16 protein-coding genes and 4 tRNA genes are annotated in these 23,347 nt (G+C 62.4%); 5 read left to right on the top strand and 15 right to left on the bottom strand.

The features are described 5' to 3' along the window. Positions 1–27 precede the first annotated feature (27 nt). From AB5Y89_RS18680 to AB5Y89_RS18640, 9 genes are all read right to left on the bottom strand, one after another. Entirely contained in the window at positions 28–2,616 is a 2,589-nt protein-coding gene (locus tag AB5Y89_RS18680) for a DUF4118 domain-containing protein (RefSeq protein WP_368224270.1), read from the bottom strand. A gap of 103 nt (positions 2,617–2,719) precedes the next feature. Then, the gene (locus tag AB5Y89_RS18675; RefSeq protein WP_368224269.1) at positions 2,720–3,247 is read right to left on the bottom strand and encodes a potassium-transporting ATPase subunit C; all 528 of its coding nucleotides are present in this window, start codon (positions 3,245–3,247) and stop codon (positions 2,720–2,722) included. Positions 3,248–3,305: 58 nt separating this feature from the next. Beyond that, complete coding sequence (gene kdpB, locus AB5Y89_RS18670) at positions 3,306–5,363, bottom strand: potassium-transporting ATPase subunit KdpB (protein WP_368224268.1); 2,058 nt, start codon at positions 5,361–5,363, stop codon at positions 3,306–3,308. A gap of 55 nt (positions 5,364–5,418) precedes the next feature. Beyond that, a complete protein-coding gene (kdpA, locus tag AB5Y89_RS18665; protein WP_368224267.1) occupies positions 5,419–7,101 on the bottom strand; it encodes a potassium-transporting ATPase subunit KdpA in 1,683 nt (560 codons plus the stop codon). A gap of 349 nt (positions 7,102–7,450) precedes the next feature. Beyond that, positions 7,451–8,800, bottom strand: a complete 1,350-nt coding sequence (gorA, locus tag AB5Y89_RS18660) for a glutathione-disulfide reductase (protein WP_045522651.1) — start codon at positions 8,798–8,800, stop codon at positions 7,451–7,453. A gap of 76 nt (positions 8,801–8,876) precedes the next feature. Then, complete coding sequence (locus AB5Y89_RS18655) at positions 8,877–10,835, bottom strand: ATP-binding protein (RefSeq protein ID WP_010672308.1); 1,959 nt, start codon at positions 10,833–10,835, stop codon at positions 8,877–8,879. Positions 10,836–10,955: 120 nt separating this feature from the next. Next, positions 10,956–14,036 (bottom strand): multidrug efflux RND transporter permease subunit, encoded by a 3,081-nt coding sequence (locus tag AB5Y89_RS18650; RefSeq protein WP_045522654.1) that lies wholly within the window; start codon positions 14,034–14,036, stop codon positions 10,956–10,958. A 15-nt stretch (positions 14,037–14,051) separates the two neighbouring features. Beyond that, positions 14,052–15,158: an efflux RND transporter periplasmic adaptor subunit gene (locus tag AB5Y89_RS18645; protein ID WP_368224266.1), complete on the bottom strand. Its 1,107-nt coding sequence runs from the start codon at positions 15,156–15,158 to the stop codon at positions 14,052–14,054. Next, positions 15,155–15,745 (bottom strand): TetR/AcrR family transcriptional regulator, encoded by a 591-nt coding sequence (locus tag AB5Y89_RS18640; RefSeq protein WP_042864666.1) that lies wholly within the window; start codon positions 15,743–15,745, stop codon positions 15,155–15,157. Before AB5Y89_RS18640 ends, AB5Y89_RS18645 begins: the two co-directional genes overlap by 4 nt. 263 nt (positions 15,746–16,008) lie before the next feature. Between AB5Y89_RS18640 and AB5Y89_RS18635 the strand changes: the two genes are divergently transcribed. The 5 genes from AB5Y89_RS18635 to AB5Y89_RS18615 all read left to right on the top strand — a co-directional run bounded on the left by AB5Y89_RS18635 (position 16,009) and on the right by AB5Y89_RS18615 (position 17,141). Further along, positions 16,009–16,085 (top strand) — tRNA-Arg (locus AB5Y89_RS18635). 50 nt (positions 16,086–16,135) lie between these two features. After that, a tRNA-His gene (locus AB5Y89_RS18630) sits at positions 16,136–16,211 on the top strand. 20 nt (positions 16,212–16,231) lie between these two features. Further along, positions 16,232–16,317, top strand: a tRNA-Leu gene (locus AB5Y89_RS18625). A gap of 58 nt (positions 16,318–16,375) precedes the next feature. After that, positions 16,376–16,452 (top strand) — tRNA-Pro (locus AB5Y89_RS18620). Between the two features lie 170 nt (positions 16,453–16,622). Continuing rightward, complete coding sequence (locus AB5Y89_RS18615; RefSeq protein WP_043153707.1) at positions 16,623–17,141, top strand: ricin-type beta-trefoil lectin domain protein; 519 nt, start codon at positions 16,623–16,625, stop codon at positions 17,139–17,141. 70 nt (positions 17,142–17,211) lie between these two features. On the opposite strand, the gene AB5Y89_RS18610 is transcribed toward AB5Y89_RS18615, so the two are convergent. From AB5Y89_RS18610 to gmk, 6 genes are all read right to left on the bottom strand, one after another. Beyond that, positions 17,212–18,015, bottom strand: coding sequence for a Cof-type HAD-IIB family hydrolase (locus AB5Y89_RS18610; RefSeq protein ID WP_049637091.1), 804 nt, complete (start codon positions 18,013–18,015; stop codon positions 17,212–17,214). Between the two features lie 103 nt (positions 18,016–18,118). Continuing rightward, positions 18,119–19,159, bottom strand: coding sequence for an alpha/beta fold hydrolase (locus tag AB5Y89_RS18605; RefSeq protein ID WP_049637083.1), 1,041 nt, complete (start codon positions 19,157–19,159; stop codon positions 18,119–18,121). Beyond that, positions 19,149–19,892, bottom strand: a complete 744-nt coding sequence (gene trmH / locus AB5Y89_RS18600; protein WP_368224265.1) for a tRNA (guanosine(18)-2'-O)-methyltransferase TrmH — start codon at positions 19,890–19,892, stop codon at positions 19,149–19,151. The genes AB5Y89_RS18605 and trmH overlap by 11 nt, the downstream gene beginning before the upstream one ends. A 107-nt stretch (positions 19,893–19,999) precedes the next feature. Continuing rightward, positions 20,000–22,117, bottom strand: coding sequence for a bifunctional GTP diphosphokinase/guanosine-3',5'-bis pyrophosphate 3'-pyrophosphohydrolase (gene spoT / locus AB5Y89_RS18595; RefSeq protein WP_042079042.1), 2,118 nt, complete (start codon positions 22,115–22,117; stop codon positions 20,000–20,002). Between the two features lie 135 nt (positions 22,118–22,252). Then, positions 22,253–22,528, bottom strand: coding sequence for a DNA-directed RNA polymerase subunit omega (gene rpoZ / locus AB5Y89_RS18590; RefSeq protein ID WP_005307060.1), 276 nt, complete (start codon positions 22,526–22,528; stop codon positions 22,253–22,255). Between the two features lie 79 nt (positions 22,529–22,607). Then, positions 22,608–23,234, bottom strand: coding sequence for a guanylate kinase (gene gmk / locus AB5Y89_RS18585; protein ID WP_139700782.1), 627 nt, complete (start codon positions 23,232–23,234; stop codon positions 22,608–22,610). Positions 23,235–23,347 lie beyond the last annotated feature (113 nt).

Here is a 23,347-nt window from a genome sequence, read left to right as displayed (position 1 = left end):
TTTGCTGATTGAAAAGGGCGGCGACCATCAGGCCGCCGGTGCGTTGAGGGCCAGCGGCAGGGAGATGCGCATGCAGGTGCCGTTGCCGTTGGGGCCGGCGAATGCCCAGATGCGGCCGCCGTGGACCTCTATCATAGCGCGGGAAATGGCGAGGCCAAGCCCGGTGCCGCGGCTGCCGCAGTCGCCGACCGGCTGGGTGTAGAACAGATTGAAGATCTTGTCCCGATCCGACTCGGCGATGCCGACCCCGATATCGATGATGTCGATGATGAGGTCGGGATCCGCCAGCATCACCTTGAACTCGATGGGGGTGCCGGCCGGCGAGTAGCGGGAGGCGTTGTCGAGGATGTTGACCAGCACCTGCTCGATCAGGGCGCCGTGCACATAGAGCCGGGGGATCTGCTGATCGAAGTGCACCAGCAGCTTGTGCTGGCGCCAGGAGGAGTCGAGCCGGCGGCGGGCGCTCTCCACCAGATCCGCCAGGTCGACCCAGTCCCGTTTCAACTGGAAGTCCGGTGAGCCGATGCGAGTCATGTCCAGCAGGTTTTGCACATAGCCGTGCAGGCGGCGCGCCTCGTCCTGCACCGAGTGCAGCAGTTCGATGCGGTCCTCCGCACTTATCCGGTCCCCGTATTCCAGCAGGGTGCTGCCAGCCCCCATGATGGTGGCCAGCGGCGTCTTCAGGTCGTGGGAGACCGAGGAGAGCAGGGCGGCGCGCATCCGGTCGGTCTCCGCCTGCAACTGGCTGTCCGCCAGCCGCTCGTTGAGATCGATCCGCGCCAGGGCGGCGCGGATATCGGTGAGCAGGGCCTGCAGCTGGTGCTCGGCGGCGGAGGTGAGCGGGCTGGCCAGCCGGATGCCCAGCACCAGGTCATCCCCGAGGTGATGATACTGAGCCTCGGCGGCGTTGAGGGTGGCGGTATGGGCACCGGCGCTCTGCTTCTGGGCCAGGCACCAGTCGATGGCGGCCTTGTCGGTCTGGCCCGGCCCGGTCTGGGTGTCACCGGCCCGGTACTGGTAATCCCCATCGAGCGCGAACACGGGCTGCCCAAGGGCGAGGGCGATGGCCTGGGTTCCCTGTCTCAGCACGTCCACCGGGCTGCTGGCGGTGGCCAGTCCCTGGCTCAGGGAGAGCAGGGCGTTGCCCAGTTGCTGGGTCTCGCGCAGACTGACCAGTTGCTGACGCTGGCGGGAGGCGAGGCGCCCGGCCGCGATGCCGACGATGAGCAGCACGAACAGGGTGAGCAGGTCGCTGTGGCTGGCCACGCTCAGGGAGAAGTAGGGGACGGTGAACAGCAGGTTGTGGCCGACGAAGCCTAGTACCGCAGCCAGGATGGCGGGGACCAGGCTGGTGGTGAGCGCGGTGGCCAGCACCCCCAGCACGAACAGCATGGGCAGGGAGGCGGGGGGCAGCCAGTGGGAGAGGGCCCAGACCGCGGCCGAGGTCCCCCCCATGATGGCCACCGCCAGCAGGCTCTGGCGAATGTCCTTGGGGTGGAGCGGCTGCAAGCCCAGGCTGGGCTTGCGCTTCTCGGTATCCACCAGCGTGATCTCGAGTCCTTGCGCTTGCTTGAGCAGGTGTTGCACCAGCGAGCGACGCCAGGGGGCCTTGTGGGGTTTGCCCAGCAGCAGTTGCGATACCTGCTGCTGCTCGGCGGTCTCCAGCAGGGTGTCGGCCACCGCCGGACTGGAGAGGGTCAGCACCTTGGCCCCCAGCTGGGAAGCGAGCGCCAGCGCCTGCTCCAGCTCGACCGAGCGCTGCCCCTTGCTGTCGATGTGCACCACCAGCCAGGGTAGCTGGCGGCGCTGGGCGAAGCGGTGACCGTAGCGCACCAGGGCCGCGCCGTGCTGATCGCCGAGGCAGACCATCAGCTTGCCCCGCAGCGGCAGAGTGGTCTTGCCGGCGGCCTGCCACTGCAGCTGCAGATCCCCCTCCACATGGCTGGCGGCGGTCTGCATCGCCAGCTCGCGCAGGGCGGTCAGGTTGTTGAGAGAGAAGAAGGATTGCAGGGCGGCCTTGGCCTGATGGGGCACATAGACCTTGCCCTCCTTGAGGCGGCCCAGCAGCTCCTTGGGGGGGAGGTCGATCAGCACCAGGCTGTCGGCCTCCAGCAGCACCTGATCCGGCAGGGTCTCCTTGACCCTGACCCCGGTCAGCTGCCACACCAGATCGTTGAGGCTCTCCAGGTGCTGCACGTTGAGGGTGGTGTAGACGTCGATGCCGGCACCCAGCAGCTCCTCCACATCCTGCCAGCGCTTCTCGTGGCGGCTGCCGGGGGCGTTGCTGTGGGCCAGCTCGTCCACCACGGCGATGGCGGGCTTGCGGGCCAGCAGACCGTCCAGATCCATCTCCTCCAGTCGCTGCTGGCGGTGCAGGTGCAGCTTGCGCGGCTGGATGGCGAGCTTGTCGAGCAGGGCCAGGGTCTCCTGGCGGCCGTGGGTCTCCACCACCCCGATCAGGATGTCGACTCCCTCCTTGGCCTGCTCCCGCACCGCTTGCAGCATGGCGTAGGTCTTGCCGACGCCGGGGGCGGCACCGAGAAACACCTTCAGCTTGCCCCTGTGCTCCTGTTCCAGGCTCGCCAGCAGGGCGTCCGCCCTCATCTCATCACGCATCCCCGTGCTCCCGTTGCATCGGCCGAACCGCGGCCGTGACCTCATTGCTCATGCTTGTCCCCGTTGTCGAAAGGGAGCCCGTCCCGAACGGCAAGGAGCGCCCTCAGGCGCCCTTTTGATGATCGAGTTGCAGGTTCAACTGGAGAATGTTGACCACCTGCGGGCCAAGGATACCAGCTTGTGCCGCCGACTTGACCTGCTCCGTCAATTGAACGGGATCCAGCCCGCGTTGCCCGGCGACCCGCTTTACTTGAGCCAGGGCTGCATCGATCGGCAGATGGGGATCGAGGCCGGAGGCGGAGCGGGTCAGCAGGGCGGGGACTCTGGCTTCTGGCTGCGCCCTGGCTGCCGCGGCGGCAAACTCGGCCCGCAGCGGCGAGCTCATCCCTAGGTTGCTGGCGCCTCCGCCTATGGTGGCGAAGTCGCTGGCGGAGGGGCGGGAGTGGAAGTAGTCGGCCCGCTCGAACTTCTGTGCCAGCAGGGCGCTGCCGACCACCTGCTGTTTGGCGTTGGTGAGCAGGCTGCCGTTGGCCTGCCAGGGGAAGAGCAGCTGGGCCATCCCGGTGACGGCCAGCGGATACGCTACCCCCAGCAGCAGGGTCAGGGTCAGCAGGGTTCTGATTGCGATCATGTTTCTTTGCTCCAAAAGATTGATGGGGTACAAGCCAGGCCTGCACCCCGCTATGTCGTTACACCAGCCCCAGGCCGGTGATAACCAGGTCGATCAACTTGATGCCTATGAAGGGCACTATCAGGCCGCCGACGCCGTAGATCAGCAGGTTGCGGCGCAGCAGGCTGGCGGCCGAGCCCTGCAGGCTGACCCCGCGCAGGGCCAGCGGCACCAGCGCGACGATGATCAGGGCGTTGAAGATGATGGCCGACAGGATGGCGCTTTCCGGGCTGCCTAGCTGCATCAGGTTCAGCACCCCCAGCTGCGGATAGGCGGCGATGAACAGGGCCGGCAGGATGGCGAAGTACTTGGCCACGTCGTTGGCGATGGAGAAGGTGGTCAGGGCGCCACGGGTCACCAGCAGCTGCTTGCCCACCAGCACCACGTCAAGCAGCTTGGTGGGGTTGGAGTCGAGATCCACCAGGTTGCCCGCCTCCTTGGCGGCCTGGGTCCCCTCGTTCATGGCCAGGCCCACGTCGGCCTGGGCCAGCGCCGGTGCGTCGTTGGCGCCGTCCCCGCACATGGCGACCAGCCGGCCATCGGCCTGCTCCTGACGGATGTAGGCCAGCTTCTTCTCCGGCGTCGCCTCGGCGATGAAGTCGTCCACCCCAGCCTCGGCGGCGATGGCGGCGGCGGTCAGCGGGTTGTCACCGGTGATCATCACGGTGCGGATCCCCATGTGGCGCAAGATCTGGAAGCGTGCCTTGATGCCTGGCTTGATGATGTCCTTGAGGAACACTACCCCCAGCAGCTTCTCGTGTGTGCAGACCAGCAGCGGGGTACCGCCCTGGCGGGCGATGTTGTCCACCGATTTGAGGATGAGCTCGGGCACCGCCTTGCGATCGAGCGAGAGGTAGCGCAGCACAGCATCCACCGCCCCCTTGCGATAGTGATGGCCGTTGCGATCCAGCCCGCTCAGCCGGGTCTCGGCGCTGAAGGGGATGAGGATGTCGCTCTCCAGCTGGCTCGGCTTGGTGTGGCTCTTGCCCGCCAGGGTCAGGATGGATTTGCCCTCCGGGGTATTGTCACCGAGCGAGGCCAGCATGGCGGCCTGGGCCAGCAGGGAGGGGTCCACGCCGGGGGCCGGGATCAGCTCGTCCGCCATCCGGTTGCCGAAAGTGATGGTGCCGGTCTTGTCCAGCAGCAGGGTGCGCACGTCGCCGGCGGCTTCCACCGCCCGGCCCGACTTGGCGATCACGTTGAGCTTCACCAGCCGGTCCATGCCGGCGATGCCGATGGCGGAGAGCAGACCGCCGATGGTGGTCGGGATCAGGGTGATGAACAGCGCCAGCAGATAGAGCCGGGGCACCTGGGTACCGTTGTAGTCGAGGAACCAGGGCAGGGTGGCCACTACCAGCAGGAAGATCAGGGTCAGCCCCACCAGCAGGGCGTCCAGCGCCATCTCGTTGGGGGTCTTCTGCCGCTTGGCCCCTTCCACCAGGGCAATCATGCGATCCAGCGTGCTTTCGCCCGGGTTGTTGCTGATGTGCACCCAGATCTGGTCGGAGACGACGGTGGTGTTGCCGGTCACGCCGCTGCGGTCGGTGCCCGACTCGCGGATGACGGGGGCGGATTCGCCGGTGATGGCCGCCTCGTTGACCGAGGCGATGCCGGCGACCACTTCGCCGTCGGCCGGGATCATCTCGCCGCTGCGCACCAGCACCAGATCGCCCTTGTGCAGGCTGGTGGCCGGTACCCACTCGCCCTTGTCATCCTGCGGGCTGGTGACTCGACGTGCCTTGAGCTGGCTCATGCCGGCCTTCAGGCTGTCGGCCCGCGCCTTGCCGCGCCCCTCGGCCAGGGTCTCGGCGAAGTTGGCAAACCAGAGGGTGAGCCAGAGCCAGGCGGTCAGCTGCCAGGCCAGCGAAGGAGAGACGCCGGAGAGCGGTTGCCCCAGCAGCGACTCCAGGGTCGCCATCACGGCCGCCAGCCAGAGGGTGAACAGGATGGGGCTGCCAAACAGCGCCCTGGGGTTGAAGCGATAGAGGGCTTCCACCATGGCCTGCAGGATCTGTGATTTCTGTTTCTTGCCCTTCACCTGAATGGTGTCGGTGCTCATTGAAGCGGACTTGCTCATTGGAAAGCTCCCTGCATCGAATAGTTGGTCACGCAGATCAGTGGGGTGTGCCGCATCAGAAGGCACCTCCCAGCAGGCTCAGGTGTTCCGCCACCGGGCCCAGCGCCAGCACCGGCAGGAAGGAGAGACCCCCCATCAGCAGCACGGTGACGATCAGCAGGGTGATGAAGAGCGGGCCGCTGACGGGGAAGTCCCCTTCGCTCGTCTCCTGGCGCGGGGCGCAGGCCAGCTGGCCGGCGATGGCCAGCACCGGAATGATGTAGCCGAAGCGGCCGAGCAGCATGGCCAGCCCGATGGCGATGCACTGCCAGCTGTCGGCGGCGGCAAAGCCGGCGAAGGCGGAGCCGTTGTTGCCGGCGGCCGAGGCGTAGGCATAGATCAGCCGTGACAGGCCGTGGGGGCCATCGTGACCGATGACGGTGGCGGAGTTCGGCATCAGCAGGGTAATGCCGCCGATCACCAATACCCCGACCGGCATCACCAGCATGCTGGCGACCACCCACTTCATCTCGGTGATGCCGAGCCGTTTGCCCAGATAGGTGGGGGTGCGCCCCACCATCAGGCCGCACAGGAACACGGTGAGCAGCACGAACAGCATCATGCCGTAGATGCCGGCACCGACGCCGCCGAACACCACTTCACCCAGCAGCATGTTGATCATGGCGACCATGCCGGCGAGCGGGGCGAAGCTGTCGTGCATGGCGTTGACCGAGCCGTTGGAGGCGGCGGTGGTGGCCACTTCCCAGATGCTGGACAGCACGGGGCCGAAGCGGCTCTCCTTGCCTTCCCAGTTGCCGGCTTCGCTGGTGAGGTGGGCGAGGGCCGGATCCGGTTTCAGCTCCTGGCCGATGGCGAGGCAGAGCCCCAGCACCAGCATGATGGTCATGGCGATGAGGATGGCGCGACTGTGAGCCAGATCCTTCACGTAGCGACCCAGGGTGCAGACCATGGCGGCGGCCAGCGTCAGCAGGGCGACCATCTCCAGCCAGTTGGAGAGGGCGGTCGGGTTCTCGAACGGATGGGCCGAGTTGATGCCGAAGAAGCCACCGCCGTTGGAGCCGAGCTGCTTGATGGCGATCTGGGAGGCAGCCGGGCCGAGCGGCAGCAGCTGCTCCTGGCCTTCCAGTGCGTGGAACGGCAGGTAGGCAGACAGGCTCTGGGGCACCCCCTGCCAGACCAGCAGCAGCGCCAGGATCAGCGCCATCGGCAGCAGCATGTAGAGACAGAAACGCACCAGATCCTGCCAGAAGTTGCCGAGGTGGGTGGTCTGCTGGCGGGCGATGCCGCGAAACAGGGCGATGGCGACGGCAGCGCCGGTGGCGGCGGAGACGAAGTTCTGGGTGGTGAGCCCCACCATCTGGCTGAAGTAGGAGAGGCTGGCTTCGCCGGAGTAGGCCTGCCAGTTGGTGTTGGTCATGAAGCTGACCGCGGTGTTGAAGGCGAGTTGCCAGTTCAGCCCGGGCAGCTGCTGCGGGTTGAGGGGCAATAGCCCCTGCGCCATCAGGATCAGGAACAGCAGGCCGAAACCGGCGCCGTTGAAAGCCAGCAGGCTGAGGGCGTAGGACTTCCAGTCCTGCTCGCGCCCGTCCGTGCCGCAGCAGGCCAGGGTGGCGCGCTCAAGCGGGGCCAGCCAGCGACTCTTGCCTTCAAATACCCGATAGAGGTAGTTGCCAAGCAGAGGCGCCGGCAGCAGCACCAGCAGCACGAACGCGACGGGATAAATGATCTCTTGCCACATATCCGGTTCCTCACTCATGAGTGCGCGCGAGGGCGCGCAGCAGATAGCCCGCGAGGGCGAGGACCAGCAGCAGATATAGCCAATTCATAACGACTCCGTTGAGGTAATTAGCGTCAGGGATCGATGCATATCCGTGTCGATCCCATGGGTCTCATTGACGCTCAAAGGGTATGTAAAACGGGCGTAAAGGCGCCATAAAGCCCAATTTGGCTGGCGTAAAATCGGCGTAAAGAAGGCAGGTTTTGTTGGCTGGTGGACAGGCAAGGCACAAAAAACCCAGCCTGAGCCGGGTTTTGGTAGCAAGTGGTGGAAGCTGACCCGATGGTGATGAGGTCAGCTTCAACCCCGCTTATCGCATGGTCACAAACTCTTCCGCGCTGGTCGGATGGATGGCAACGCAGTTGTCGAAGTCCGCCTTGGTGGCACCCATCTTCATGGCGACGCCGAAGCCTTGCAGAATTTCGTCCATGGCGAAGCCGATGCCGTGCAGGCCGACCACCTTCTCTTCCGGCCCGACGCAGACCAGTTTCATCCGGGTGGGCTGGCGATGCTGGGTCAGTGCCGAATACATGGCGGTGAACTGGCTACGGTAGACCTTCACCTGATCTTCACCGTATTCGGCGACGGCTTCCGGCTCGGTCAGGCCGATGGTGCCGATGGGCGGGTGGCTGAACACCACGGTCGGCACCAGATCGTAGTTGAGGTGCTCGCCCGGCTTGTTGTTGAACAGCCGCTCCGAGAGGCGGCGGCCTGCCGCGACAGCCACCGGGGTGAGCTGGATGCGGCCGGTGTTGTCACCGACGGCATAAAGGTTGGCGACGTCGGTGCTCTGGAACTTGTCGGTGGGGATGAAGCCCTTCTCGTCCAGGGTGATGCCGGTGGCAGCCAGATTGAGGTTGTCGGTGGCGGGCACGCGACCGATGGCCCAGATGAGGCAGTCCACGGTGAGGTGGCGACCATCTTCCAGTTGCAGGGTCAGGCTGTCGTCGGCGTTCTTGATGACGGCCTTGGGAATGGCGTGGGTGTGTAGCTTGGGCCCTTCCTGCGCCATGATCTCCACCAGGGTCTCGTGGATCATGGGGTCGAAGTTGCGCAGCGGCGCATGTTTGCGCACCACCAGATGGGTCTCGGAGCCAAGTGCCTGCATCACGCCAGCGATCTCCACGGCGATATAGCCGGCACCCACCACGGCAACCCGTTTGGGCTGGCTTTGCAGGTCGAAGAAACCGTCGGAGTCGATACCCAGTTCGGCGCCCGGAATGGTCGGGACCTCGGGGCGGCCGCCGGTGGCAATCAGGATGTGATCGGCGCTGTAGTGCTCGCCGTTCACCTCGACGGTATGGCTGTCGACGAAGCGGGCAAAGCCCTTGATGACGGTGATCTGGTTCTTGCCCAGCACGTTCTGGTAGGACTGGTGAATGCGCCCGATATAGGCCTGACGGGATTCGACCAGCTTGGCCCAGCTGAAGTGGTTGAGCGTGGTGTCGAAGCCGTAGTCGGCGCCATATTTCAGGGCATCGGCGATCTGGCCTGCATACCACATGGCCTTCTTCGGTACGCAGCCGACGTTGACGCAGGTGCCACCCAGCTCTTTGGCTTCGATCAGGGCGACTTTCTTGCCGTACATGGCTGCCCGGTTGGCCGAGGCGATGCCGCCGCTGCCGCCACCGATGGCGATGTAGTCAAAATGCTGTGCCATTGTGAGGTTCTCCGCTCGTTAAGAATGCAGTCACAGCATGATGGGGATAAAGCGGCCGGCTCACAAGAGCCGGTGCTCAGTTCTGCTGGATGGGCAGGCGAATGTGGAACTGGGCGCCCTGGCCCGGTTCGCTGGCGCAGTGGATGCGGCCGCGCAGCAGCTGGACCACCAGGTTGTAGATGATGTGAGTGCCGAGCCCGCTGCCACCCTGGCCCCGCTTGGAGGTGACGAAGGGATCGAAGATGCGCGGCAATATCTCCGGGGGGATGCCGCGGCCGTTGTCACTGTAGTCGATGACCAGCTCGTCTCCCTGCTGCGCCACCTGGATGGTGATCTTTCTGGGCCTGTCCCAGCCATCGAAACCGTGATGGATGGAGTTGAGGATCAGGTTGGAATAGATCTGGGTGAAGCTGCCCGGGAAGGAGTAGATGCTCAGCTTGGGATCGCACTGGATGTCCACCTCGCACTGGGCCTTCTTGAGCTTGTAGCCGAGGGAGACCACCACCTGATGCAGGTTGTCGGCGAGGCTGAAGTTGTATCGGGCCTCGGAGGACTGATCCACTGCCACCTGCTTGAAGCTGGCGATGAGCTCCGAAGCGCGGCGTAGGTTGCCTTGCAGCAGTTGCATCGACTCGTCGAGATTCTGGGTGAATTCGTTGAGGTAGGTGCGGGAGAGCTGCTTGGCCTCGATATGCTGCTTGAAGTCGGCCACCCGCTCCTGCAGGTAGGAGGAGGCGGTGACGCTGATGCCGATGGGGGTGTTGATCTCGTGGGCCACGCCGGCAACCAGGGAACCGAGGGAGGCCATTTTCTCCGACTCCACCAGGGTCTGCTGGGCCTGCTTGAGATCGTCATAGGCCTTGCCCAGCTGGTCGTTGGCATCGCTCAGGCTGCGGGTGCGTTCTGCCACCTTGCCTTCCAGCTGCTCGTTGAACAGGGTGATCTCCCGCTCGACCTTTTTGAGGGGGGTGATGTCATAGCCAAAGCCAATCAGGTACTTGAGGTTGGGCCCCTCGTAGAAGGGAGCGAAGGTCCACTGCAGTACCAGCTCGTTGCCCTGCTGGTCGTGCATGGTGATCTCCCTGTCCTCCAGGGCGCCCTGATCGGCCAGGGTGGCGGCCAGCTCGTCACGCTGCTCCTTGCTGACGAAGAGATCCAGCCAGTTGTGCTGCAACAGCTCCTGGTGGTGATAGCCGGTGAGCAGGATGGCCGCCGGGTTGATGCTGGCGATGTTGAGATCCGGCTCCATGCAGCAGATGACCATGTTGGCGGAGTTGATCAGGGTGGCGGAGAAGTCCCGCTCCTGCTGGAGCTGATCGGCGGCCTGATGGCGGGCCGTGAACTCGTCGTTCAGCCGGGTGCGCATCTGGTTGAGGGTGGCGGCCAGGGTATCGAATTCGTCAGGGGACTTGCGGGGCAGGGGGCGACCTTCCAGGGTCAGCTCCACCGCGAGGCGATCCAGGCTCAGTTTCTGGGCATAGCTGACGATGCGGTTGATATGACGGATCACCAGATAGTAGATGATGACCAGGATGCAGAACGAGACGACCAGGGTCTTGATGGTCTGGCTGACCAGGATCAGCACGGATTTCTCGATGAGGCGCTGGTAGACCTGCTCCAGGGAGGCGGCGACGAACAGCTTGCCGACCACTTCCCCCTGATAGCTCAGGGTGAACTCGCGGGAGATGTCGTATTGGGGCTGCTCCACCCCCTGGGTGAGCAGGGGCACTTCCGAATTGCCCAGCATCTCCTTGACCATGACGAACTGCATGTTGGGCAGATTCATGATGCCCTCGATCTGCACCTTCACCTGCTCTTCATCCAGATTCCAGAGACTGGCCGAGATGGGTTGCAGGAAGGAGGCCTCGATCTGGCCGATGCTGGCCTCGATGACGGTCACATCCTTGTTGTAGTCCCAGGCGAGCTGAAGCACGGTGATGAGCAGTGCCAGCACCGTACTGCAGATCAGAATGTAGGAAAGCAGACGATAAGAGAGTCCGTTAAGGCCGACGGCCTTGGAGAAGATTCCTGACATGGCGTCCTTGCGGTCTGGATTGAGTGCGGTTTAGTTTAACTGCTTCATGGACTTATGTCGTGTGTCATCCAATGGATAAAAATAAGGCCCCTTTCGGGGCCTTTTTTGTGTGGGCTGGGATCAGTGACCGCCCTTGGCTTTTGCCGGGATGGATTCGTCGAATTCCGGCAGCGGCTTGTGTTCGGATGCCAGGAAGGTGTAGATGACCGGCAGCACGAACAGGGTGAACAGGGTGCCGATGGCCAGACCCGCCACGATGACGATGCCGATGCTGAAGCGCTGTGCCGCCCCCGCACCCGAGGCATAGAGCAGCGGGATAAGGCCTGCGATCATCGCCGCCGTGGTCATCAGGATGGGGCGCAGACGGACCTTGGCAGCCTGCATCACGGCTTGCATCCGGTTCAGACCATGGAGCAGCTGCTCCTCCTTCGCCACCTCGCAGATCAGAATACCGTGCTTGGTAATCAGACCGACGAGGGTGATGAGACCGACCTGGGAGTAGATGTTCATGGTGGCCATGCCCCACGCCAGGGCGATCAGCGCGCCACTGATGGCCAGCGGCACCGACACCATGATGACCAGCGGGTCACGCACGGATTCGAACTGGATCGCCAGCACCAGGAAGATGATGGCCAGGGCCAGGGCGAAGGTGGCGTAGAGCGCATTCCCTTCGGTCACGAACTGGCGGGCTTCACCCATGAAGTCGTAACGATAGCCTTGGGGCAGCTTCTCTTCCGCGGTCGCCTTGAACCAGTTGATCGCATCCCCCATGGCCACGCCCGGTGCCGGCACGGCGCCGATGGTGGCGGAGTTCAGCTGGTTGAAGTGGGGCAGGGCACGGGGCTCTCCCTTCACTTCAATCTTGATCAGGCTGCCCAGCGGGATCGACTTGCCGTCGGCGGCACGCACGTAGTACCCCTTGATGGACTCGGGGTTGAGACGGAACTTGCGCTCCACCTGCGGGATCACCTCGTAGGAGCGGCCATCCAGGTCGATACGGTTGACGTAACCGTCCGCCATCATGGTGCCCATGGTGATGCCGATGTCTTGCATGGTGATGCCGTAGGCACCCGCCTTGTCCTTGTCGATGCTGATCTTCATGGTGGCCGAGTCGTAGTTCAGATCGAGATCCGAATAGACGAACTGGCCGTTGGCCTGGGTTGCCGCCAGCATCTCACCCGCGATCAGGAACAGGCTCTCGAAGCTGTTCGGGGTGGTGATAACGAACTGGATGGGCAAACCGCTCGACGCCCCCGGCAGTTCCGGGAACTGGAAGGTGGTGATGGCCATCCCGGGGATGTCCTTCACCAGACCGGCGACCCGGTCCAGCACCTCTTTCTGGCTCGCTTCACGCTGGCTCCAGGGCACCATGGAGGCGATACCGAACGCCTGATTGGAGTTGAACACCCCCGAGAAGACCTGGGAGTAAGCAATCTCCGGCTGGTCGTCCAGGACTTTGTTCACGTCCGCCATGGTGTTTTCGATGTAGTCCAGGTTGGCGTTGGAAGGCGCCGTCCCCAGCACCGCCATGACGCCTTTGTCCTCGGACGGGGCCAGCTCGCTCGGAATGAACTTGAACAGCAGCGGCAGGCTGGCGAACACGATGACGGCAAACAGGATGACCACGATGCGCTTTTGCATCACGGCATGGAGCATGGCGTCGTAGCGGGCCGTCATCCGGTCCAGCAGATCGTGCACGGTACGCTCGAACTTGCCGGGCTCCTCGTTGGCCCTGAGCATCTTGGCGCACATCATGGGCGACAGGGTCAGGGCGATGATGCCCGAGACGAACACGGCGCCCGCCAGGGTCAGCGCGAACTCCTTGAACAGGGAGCCGGTGATGCCCCCCATCAGGGCGATGGGCGCATACACCGCCGCCAGGGTGACCGTCATGGCGATGACGGGCACGGCGATCTCCCGGGTACCTATGATGGCGGCCCGGAACGGCTCTTCCCCTTCCTTGATGTGACGGTCGACGTTCTCCAGCACCACGATGGCGTCATCCACCACCAGACCGATGGCCAGCACCATCGCCAGCAGGGTCATGAGGTTTATGGAGAAGCCGAACATGTCCATCATCATCACCACGCCGATGAGGCTCAGGGGAATGGTGATGATGGGGATGATGACCGCCCGGAACGAACCGAGGAACAGGGTGATCACCACCAGTACGATGGCGGCCGCCTCCAGTATGGTCTTGATGACCTCGTGGATGGATTCGTTGATGGCGATGGTGGAGTCATACAGGATGTTCACCTGCATGGTGCTCGGCATGTTGCGCTTCAGGCTCGGCAGCAGCTCCAGCACATCGTGGGCGATGTTGATGGGGTTGGCTGTCGGGGCTGCGTTGATGGCCAGAACCACGGCCTCGCGGCCGTTGGCGCTGGCGCGATAGATGTCGTGGCTCTTCTCCAGGGAGACCTTGGCGATGTCGGAGAGACGGATCACCTTGCTGTCGCGGGTGGCGACCACCAGACGCTTGAGCTCTTCGATGTTGCCGACCTGGGTCTCGGCGTTGCCGTTGAACAGGGTGAAATAGCCGGTGGCCTGGCCGGTGGCGGACTGATAGTTGTTGCTGTTGAGCACCGTCATCACGTCGCTTGAAGTCAGGTCAAAGGCGGCCATCTTGGCCGGATCCAGCCACACCCGCAGGGCGAATTCGACCCCGCCATACAGATCCACCTTGGAGACCCCGCCCACGGTAAACAGCTGGGGCTTGATGACCCGCTCCAGGTAGTCGGTGATCTGGCTGGAGTTGAGCTCCGGGCTGGTGAAGCCCATGTAGAGCACCGCCGTGGTGGAGCCGGTGGAGGAGGTGACCGAAGGGTCTTCCGCCTCTTTGGGCAACTGGGAACGCACCGAGTTGACCTTGGCCAGGATGTCGGACAGCGCGGCGTTCGGATCGGTGTTGAGCTTCATGTACGCCGTCACCGTGGAACTGCCCAACTGGCTCGAGGAGGTCATGAAGTCGATGTTGTCGGCCTGGGCGACCGCCTGCTCCAGGGGCTGGGTGATGAAGCCCTGGATCAGGTCCGCACTGGCGCCATAGTAGCTGGTGTTGACCGTGATGACGGTGTTGATCACCTCGGGGTATTCACGCACCTGCATCTTGAAGATGGCCTGGAAGCCCAGCAGGGCTATCAGGAAGCTGAGCGAGATCGCCAGCACAGGCCGTTTTATGAATATGTCAGTAAATCGCATCGCAGCTCTCCGCGCTTACAGCATCGGGGTTTGTGCCGGAACGGCAAGGGCATCGTTCTCGACCACGTGCACCTTGGTATCGTTGCTCAGGCGAACCTGACCCGACAGCACGATTCGATCGCCAGCCTTGATGCCGGACAGCACATGGACATCGTTGCCGCGACGCTCACCTGCCTTGACCACCACCTGCTTGGCGCGTTTCACGCCGTCAGCCTCGTGAATGACGTAGACGTTCTCGCCATAGAGGGTGAAGGAGATGGCGGACTGCGGGATCACGATCTGGTCCTTCACCGTGGGCAGTATGATGCTGGCGCGGGCGAACATGCCGGAACGGAGCTGGCCGTCGTTGTTCGGGATGTCTGCCTGCACCTGGATCAGGCCGCTCTGATAGTTGACCGCGGGCTCGATGGCCGTGATCTGGCCGTCAAACTGGGTCTGGGGATAGGCATCCACGTTGATCTTGATGGTCTGTCCCAGGGTGATTTTGGAGATGTCGGTCTGGGGCACGGTGAAGCGCAGGCGCATCACGCTGGTGTCTTCCAGGCGCACGATCTCGGTACCGGGCTCCAGATACTGGCCGAGGAAGACGTTGCGCAGGCCCACGGCGCCGCTGAAGGGGGCTCGCACCTCACGACGGGCGATGGTGGCCTTCAGACTGTCTATGTCCGCCTCGAGGGAGCGGTAGCTTGCCTCGGCATCATCCAGCTGGTCACGGGAGATGGAGTTCTTCTGATAGAGGTTCTTGTAGCGCTCGAACTTGGCCCTGGCTGCCGGCAGCCTGGCCTGGGAAGAGTTCAGATTGGCTTTTTCCACACTGGAGTCCAGGCTCAGCAGCAGTTGATCCGCTTTGACATGTGCCCCGGATTCGAACCGGATGCTGTCGATGGTGCCTGACAGCTCGCTGGAGAGGGTGACCCCCTGGTTCGGCTCGATGAAGCCGATGGCTTCAATGGTGGGGACCCAGTCCTGCGCCTTGGTGACCATGGCGGTGACCGGGAACTCGGGCTCGGGCCGATTGGCCATGAACTCTGCAATCTTCTTCTGCTTGAACATATTGAAGCCGATGACACTGCCAAACAGGGCGAGTGCTATCAGCAACATGATGGCCATCCACTTTTTCATGAACAGGCTCCTGTGATGGAAACATTAGGGTTTAAAATGGCATTCCAGCTGGCCCGGATGACCGTCTCCAGCTGTTCCTGCGTCAATTCGAAATCGTGAACCCGGCGCTGCTGTGCCAGGTTGGCCACGCAATCCAGACTCAATGCTTGCAACACCAGAATGGGGAGATCGATGAAGAGTCCCTGTTGGCGTCCTTGCTCAAAGAAGCGCTCAAGTGGCGCCCACGTCGCCATTATGACCGGATCCCGCTCCAATTCAGCCCCCAATGGAGAACTTTCGTACTGCAATTTGCACTTGAGTGCATTGGGGTAGCTGGTGAAGATGGCATCGATGTTGAGCCAGAGGCGCCGATACTGCTCATAGGACACCTCTTCTATCTGCACACCTTCCATGACCAGGGGATGACACTTGAGGATAGTGTGCTGATAGAGCTGGCGGATCAGGTCATCCTTGTCGCTGAAATAGCGATAGATGGTGCCTGCCGCCACCTTGGCTTTCTTGGCGACCACGGCAATGGAAAGGCCGTAGAAGCCCTGCTCGCCGAGGATCTCGTGAGCTGCTTCGAAAATGCGTTCTTTCTTATCCATGGTTATCAGAGGTCAACGACTGAATGAACGTTCATTCATTCTAGGTGGGCGCAAAGGCAAGTCAAGCATTGCCCATCATCTCTGACCCTATGGGGTGAGGGATTCAAAAAGTAGTAGGGAATTGCTGGATCCAGCCTGAACAAAACAAAAATAGTTGAAAAGGGTCGGAAGTGATTGAAAAACAGGCACTTGATTCTTTATGTCAAAAAAAGAGTAGACAAGGTCGGCATCATCATCAATAATGCGCCCCGTTCGACAGCGTAGCGCCCGTAGCTCAGCTGGATAGAGCGCTGCCCTCCGGAGGCAGAGGTCACAGGTTCGAATCCTGTCGGGCGCACCATCAAAAGTGCGCCGGTTAAACGGGCGTGTTGAAGAACGAAAACAGCTGTGGTGGCTGTAGCTCAGTTGGTAGAGTCCCGGATTGTGATTCCGGTTGTCGTGGGTTCGAGCCCCATCAGCCACCCCATTTTACAGCTTGTCAGGTACGCGAAGGTGGCGGAATTGGTAGACGCGCTAGCTTCAGGTGTTAGTGCCCCCCGGGTGTGAGGGTTCGAGTCCCTCTCTTCGCACCATACTTGCTGTATGACGAGGATGACCAGATGGTCATCTTTGTGTTTTTAGAATACCCCTCGGTGATTAGCGCAGCCCGGTAGCGCATCTGGTTTGGGACCAGAGGGTCAAAGGTTCGAATCCTTTATCACCGACCACATTTGAAAACCCCGCTCAGGCGGGGTTTTTGCTTTTTGGCGTTTCTCTTCCGCTTTTTCCTGTCACGTCTTTTTACACTTCTTCAGGCGCCTGTTCGCCACGAGTTCGGTATGCTGGGCCCGGAGCCGCGAGACAGGGGACGCTCGGGCACGGACCAGATACAAGGCCTATGCATCACCATATCACTTCTCTTCAACTCTCCGTGCTGGCCATGGCCGCACTGCTGCTGGGTGGTTGCGCCCTGCAGCCGAAACCGGAAGATCTTCTGATGGGCGCCGCCCCCAAGCCAAAGGCCGAACTCGAGGCCACCTTGGTAACCAGTGGTGGCTTCTGCGTGACCCTGAGCGAGCAGGGCCGTCTGCTGACCCAGCCCTGCGATCAGCAACCGAACCAGTCATTCAGCTGGGATGTCGGCGCCCTGCAACTGGCCGGGGATTGCCTGGTCGCCAGAGGGGAAGATGGTCTGGGGATGGAGGTGTGCCGGGAGGAGAGCCATCAATGGCAGTGGCAGGGGGATCGTCTGTTTAATCGGCAGGTGTCGCTGTGCCTGGATGTGGCGGGTCGCCGTCATAAGCCGGCCGTCCCCCTGCGCCTCGCCGAATGCTATGGCGGCGCCAACCAGAGCTTTGAGTGGACGCCATCCGGCACGCTGTTGAACCGTCTGATGCACCCGGCACTGGCGTGGTGACAAGAGAGCGAGAAACAAAAAGGGTGGCCACATGGGCCACCCTTTTTCGATCCGCGATGGGGATGCCTAATCAGCGGGTCTGGGAGGCGAACAGTTTCTCCAGATAGACGGCAACGCCATCTTCATCGGAAGTGAGGGTCTGTTCGTGCTCTGGCAGGGCCAGTTTGAGGCGATCGTGGGCGTTGCCCATGACCACACCACGGCCCACCATGCTCAGCATCTCGAAGTCGTTCATGCCATCGCCGAAGGCCACGGCCTGTGACATCTCCAGGCCGTGCTGCTCCAGCACGGCGCGCACGGCATTACCCTTGTGCACACCGGCATGCATCACCTCGAGGCAGTCAGGCAGGGAGAAGGTGACGTTGAGTCGATCACCATATTGCTGGTTGAGGTGCGCCTCTATCTTCAGCAGCTTGTCGTGGTCGCCGATGTAGAACACCTTGTTGACCCTGTCCTTCGGGTGGCTGGCGAGATCAGCCAGGCGGTAGCTGAAGCCGGAGTCGTGATGGAACTTCAGCAACCAGGGCAGCTCCTCTTCCACCAGCCACTCGTCGCCGTAGTAGACGTTGATGTGGATGGATGGGTCGCGCTCCATGGCGATCAGCTCGGCCGCCACCGTGCTCGGCAGCGCCTGGTTGTAGACCAGCTGATCCTGCTTGTCGTGTACCACGGCGCCGTTGGAGGTAATGAGGTAGATATCCAGCCCCAGTGCATCGCGGATGCTGCGTACATCCACATGGTGACGGCCGGTGGCGACCACGAACTTGACGCCCTGATCGACCAGACGGTGCAGGGTATCCCGGGTGCGGGAGGAGATCTGGTGCTGCCCGTTGAGCAGGGTACCATCGAGATCGGACACAACTACCTTGAACATCATTACCTCGACTTCAATTGAACGCCGGGGGAGTGTACCCCAGCGTCTGCCGTCACCCCATTTATTTAGGGATCCAAAAAATAACCAGCCCCTTCTGGTCGCGTCAGTAGCGTGCGAAGAAGGCCAGGGTTGCATTGAGCGCGGCCTGGCGCTGGGGATCCGCCTCGATGAAGAGCTCGTGCCAGGCCCCTTCGATGCGCAGCGGCTTGCTCCCTTCACATTGGGCCTTGGCGCAGAAGGCCTCCTGGGCGGCGTTGTCCACCACGCTGTCCTCGCCGGCCTGCAGCAGCAGCAGCGGCGTCTTGATGGCGCCGGCGTCGGCTACGGCCGCGTCCGATCCTGTGATGGCCTGATGGATCCAGTGGGCGGTGGCGCCCCCCAGCCTGACCTGGGGATGCTGCTCGTAGATCTGGCGGAAGGCCTGATAACGCACCGTGCTGTGGGTCAGCTCGTTGTCGGCAAAGCCGTGATCCTCATAGGGTCCCTGACCCGGGCCGTAGGGGGGCTCGCCCACCCAGCCGCCGACCGTGCCGATGGTGGCCGCCAACCCCTTGGCCAGCCACTTGGGCAGGCCGCCGAGGTTGATGCCCATCATGGGGGAGGAGAGCACCGCCGCCTGGATGTCGTTCGGCCAGCGTTCCAGATAGCGGGCCGAGATGGCCCCCCCCATGGAGTGGGCCAGCAGGAACAGCTTGGCAGGCTTGTCCGGTACAATCACTTCGTCATGAAACTGTTTGAGATCGGCGACATAGTCGTCGAACTGGTCGACATACCCCTTCTCTTTGTCGGCCAGCATGCGGTCTGACATTCCCTGGCCGCGATGATCGATGAGGTAGAGGCTGTAACCCTGGCACCAGAGATCCCAGGCCAGCTCCTGATACTTGAGGTAGCTCTCGACCCGGCCGTTGACGATGAGGATGGCGCGATCGATCTTGGGTTGGCGCAGGGCGGCATAGCGGAGGGTGACCCCGTCCTTGCCCTTGAACTCCCCCTCGACGGCATGCTGGCGCCAGAAGTCGGGTAGGGTCTGCTGATAGAGGGCGGGGATGTCGGCTTCAGTGGTCAGCTGGTAAGGGTTGCTCACGGCAAGGGCTCCGGCAGAAAACAGGGTCAGGGCCAGCAGGGGCAGGTGGTTAAGCTTCATCAGTGTACTCTTCCGAAGGATCATCCGATTGCTGGGCGGCCCAGCCCTTGCGGGTCAGCTGCATCTGCTGCCACCAGAGTTCGTCCGCCATGATCTCGCCGGCCGGACCGAGCTGGGGGTAGGGCATCTCTTTCTCCTTGCAGAGCTGGGCATAGACGGGATAGCCCCCCTCGAACAAGATGGTGTTCTGCTCTTCCAGGCTGAGTGGACAGCCGCGCTGATAGCAGCCGGCCAGCTCGCGCTGGCGCTGGGCCTCGTAGAGGATGGCGGCGGCGGCCACCGAGACGTTGAGGGACTGCACCATGCCCACCATGGGGATGACGATATGGTGATCGGCCAGGGCCAGCGCCTCTTCGCCGATGCCGTGCTTCTCCTGGCCCACCAGGATGGCGGTGGGTCTGGTGTAGTCGATGGCGCGAAAGTCCACGGAGCTGTCGGAGAGGTGGGTCGCCAGGATCTGCATGCCGGAAGCCTTGAGTTCGGTCACGGCACTGCCGATGTCCGGGTGCAGCTTCACGTCCACCCAGTTCTGGCTGCCGCGGGCGGTGCCCTTGCGCTTGTGGATCCAGCTCTTGGGCCAGACCGCATGCACCCGGTGGATGCCGATGGCATCGGCAGTGCGCACGATGGCGGCCAGGTTGTGAGGTTTATGAACCTCTTCCATGCAGACGGTCAGGTCGAGCTGGCGCTGGGCCAGCATGTCGGAAATGCGTTTGAAGCGTTCAGGAGTCATGTCGGTTTCTATGTCGTGAGGCCGGTGTATGCAACAAGGCTGGTGGCCTGCGGCATGGGGCCCTGGGTATCTCTTGAAAAGCAGCAGGCGGCTTGCGCCGCCTGTGTTCAGTTTTTCTGTCGGCTCACCCTGAGCACGTTGGGCATGACCCGGATCTTGCGCATGATGTTGGCGAGGTGGATCCGGCTCTTGGTGGTGATGAGCAGGGTGACCACATAGACCCGGCCATCTTTCTCCTCGGTGCTGATGGCGTGGATGTTGGCGCCGGTGGCGGCAATCACGTTGGCCAGCTCCGCCAGGGCGCCCTGGTGGTTGACGATCTCGATGCTGATGCCGGTGCGGAATTCCTGCTCTTGCTCCTTGTCCACCTCCCACTGCACCGGCAGGTATTTGTCCGGTTCGCGGCTGTAGCCCTTGATGTTGCGGCAGGACTCCTGGTGGATCACCAGTCCCTTGCCCGGGCTGATGTGGGCGATGATGGCGTCCCCCGGGATGGGGCGGCAGCAGTTGGCGAAGGTGACCAGCATGCCGTCGGCCCCCTTGATCGGCATCTTCTTGCTGGTGGATTTGGGCTGCTCTTCCGGCGGCAGCTCATCCCCCAGCATGCGGCGGGCCACCATGACGCTCATGGCGTTGCCAAGGCCCACGTCGGCCAGCAGCCCCTGCAGGTTCTCGTGTTTGGTGTCGGCCAGCACCTGCTTGACGCGGGCTTCCGGGATGTCTTCGATGTTCTTGGCGCCCAGCGCATGGTTGAGCAGGCGACGACCCAGCACCACAGACTCTTCGGTGCGCAGGTTCTTCAGGAACTGACGGATCTTGGAGCGCGCCTTGGTGGTCACCACGAAGTTGAGCCAGGCCGCGTTCGGGCGGGCGCCGGGGGCCGTGATGATCTCCACCGTCTGACCGGAGTGCAGCGGGCTGCTCAGCGGATAGGGGTGGCGGTCGACCCGCGAACCGACGCAGGCATGACCGATGTCGGTGTGCACCGTGTAGGCGAAGTCCACCGGGGTGGCGCCGGCGGGCAGCTCCATGATGCGGCCCTCCGGTGTGAAGACGTAGATCTCGTCGGGGAAGAGGTCGGTCTTGACCCCCTCGATGAACTCGAAGGAGCTGCCGGCGCTCTGTTGCAGCTCCAGCAGGCTCTGCATCCAGCGCTGGGCGCGGATCTGGGCCGTGGTACCCGAGCTGTCCCCATCCTGCTTGTAGGCCCAGTGGGCGGCGACGCCCTTGTCAGCCATCTGGTCCATGAACTCGGTGCGGATCTGCACCTCCACCGGTACCCCGTGGGGCCCCACCAGGGAGGTGTGCAGGGACTGGTAGCCGTTGGTCTTGGGGATGGCGATGTAATCCTTGAAGCGACCGGGGCGCGGCTTGTAGAGGCTGTGCATCTGCCCAAGCACCCGGTAGCAGGTGTCTATGTCTTTCACTCTCACTCTGAAAGCATAGATATCCATCACTTCGTGGAATTGCAGTTCTTTCTTCTCCATCTTGTTGTAGATGGAGAACAGGTTCTTCTCGCGTCCGCTCACCTGGGCATCGATACCGGCTTCCCGCAGACGCCCCTCAATCTCGCTCTGGATGGAGTCGATGATCTCGCGCCGGTTGCCACGGGCGCGGCGCACCGATTCCCGCAGTACCCGGGAGCGCATGGGGTAGAGCGCCTCGAAACCGAGCTCTTCCAGCTCGTTCTTCATGGTGTGAATACCGAGGCGGTTGGCGATGGGGGCGAAAATCTCGAGGGTTTCCCGGGCGATGCGGCGGCGCTTGTCCGGTCGCAAGGAGCCGAGGGTACGCATGTTGTGAGTGCGGTCGGCCAGCTTGATCAGGATGACCCGGATGTCCTGGGTCATGGCCATCATCATCTTGCGGAAGTTCTCGACCTGGGCTTCCTTGCGATCGCGGAATTTGAGCTTGTCGAGCTTGGAGACGCCGGACACCAGTTCGGCGACCGCGTTGCCAAACAGCTCGGCCAGGTCGTCCTTGGTGACCGGGGTATCTTCGATGACGTCGTGCAGCACGGCAGCCATCAGAGTCTCATGATCGAGGCGCATGTCGCCCAGGATGCGGGCCACGGCAACGGGGTGGGTGATGTAGGGTTCACCACTGGAACGCATCTGTCCCTGGTGAGCATCACGGGCTACCACATAGGCTTGCCTGAGCTTCTCAACCTGCTCGGGTGGCAGGTAGGAACTGGCTATTTCTTTAAGATTTTCAAATAAATACAAGACAGTCCCCGCAGCGGTTAAACGGCAATCCGTGAAATTGAGGGTATGCCCTCGAGTTTGCGAGGTTTTCGAGCGGTTGTAAATGGGGAGAACAGCCGGCACCCGGGCGGGCGCCGACTATGGGAAGCGACTGACTTAGCCGCGACCTTCTGCGATGGCAGCAACGGCAGCCAGCTCGGCGGCTTCCTGCTCTTGCTGCTCGTAGCGGTCCTGAGTATCCATCACCTGGTTGTTGACCAGACCCAGTTCGATCTCGCGCAGGGCGATCACGGTCGGCTTGTCGTTCTCTTCGTCGACCAGGGGATCCTTGCCTTGTACCGCGATTTGACGAGCGCGGCGCGCGGCGACCAGCACCAGGTCAAAACGGTTACCTACCTGTTTTACAGCATCTTCTACAGTAACGCGGGCCATGCGGGACTCCAGTGTTTGGGCTTTCTGTGATTGAAAAAGCGGTGTTTAAAAATGACGCAAAAGTTTACTTGTTTTTGGCTTACTCTGCCAGTAGCTGTTTCAGCAAGTTTTGCTGGGCCTGCTGTTGCTGACGCATTTCCAGGCGCTGGCACTCTATGACGGCCCTGAGCTGGAACAGTGCCTGATCAAAGTCTTCATTGATGATGACATAGTCATACTCGTCGTAGTGCACCATTTCGGCAATGGCTTTCTCCATCCGGCCCTTGATCACCTCGGCGCTGTCCTGGCCGCGGCCGATCAGGCGGCGCTCCAGCTCCTCGCGGCTGGGGGGCAGGATGAAGATGGACTTGGTCGGCATCAGTTCGCGGATCTGGCGGGCACCCTGCCAGTCGATGTCGAGGAAGACGTCGATGCCCTGCGCCAGACAGGCCTCGATGGCGGCGCGGGAAGTGCCGTAGTAGTTGCCGAAGACTTCTGCCCACTCCAGAAAGTCACCGCGCTCGATCAGCGCCTTGAACTCTTCCACCTTGACGAAGTGGTAGTGCACCCCGTGCTCTTCACCGGGACGGGTGGCGCGGGTGGTGTGGGAAACCGATAGCTGCATCTTGCCGGCGGCGTTGTGCTGGGTCAGCAAGGCATTGAGCAGGCTGGACTTACCGGCCCCGCTCGGGGAAGAGATGATATAGAGAGTGCCTTGTTGCGCCATGTCTGTACCTTTAAGCGATGATCCGCGCTTTGGTTGTAGCAGAGGCCGCCGTCTTGTGCCCGATAAGGGAGACGGTTGCTCGCAATGCGCGGAGGAATCAGAGTCAGGAGGAT

Origin of the sequence: Aeromonas sp. s4 (assembly GCF_040907855.1) — a bacterium.
GTDB lineage: Bacteria > Pseudomonadota > Gammaproteobacteria > Enterobacterales > Aeromonadaceae > Aeromonas > Aeromonas caviae.
This window is presented reverse-complemented; position numbering and strand designations above follow the sequence as displayed.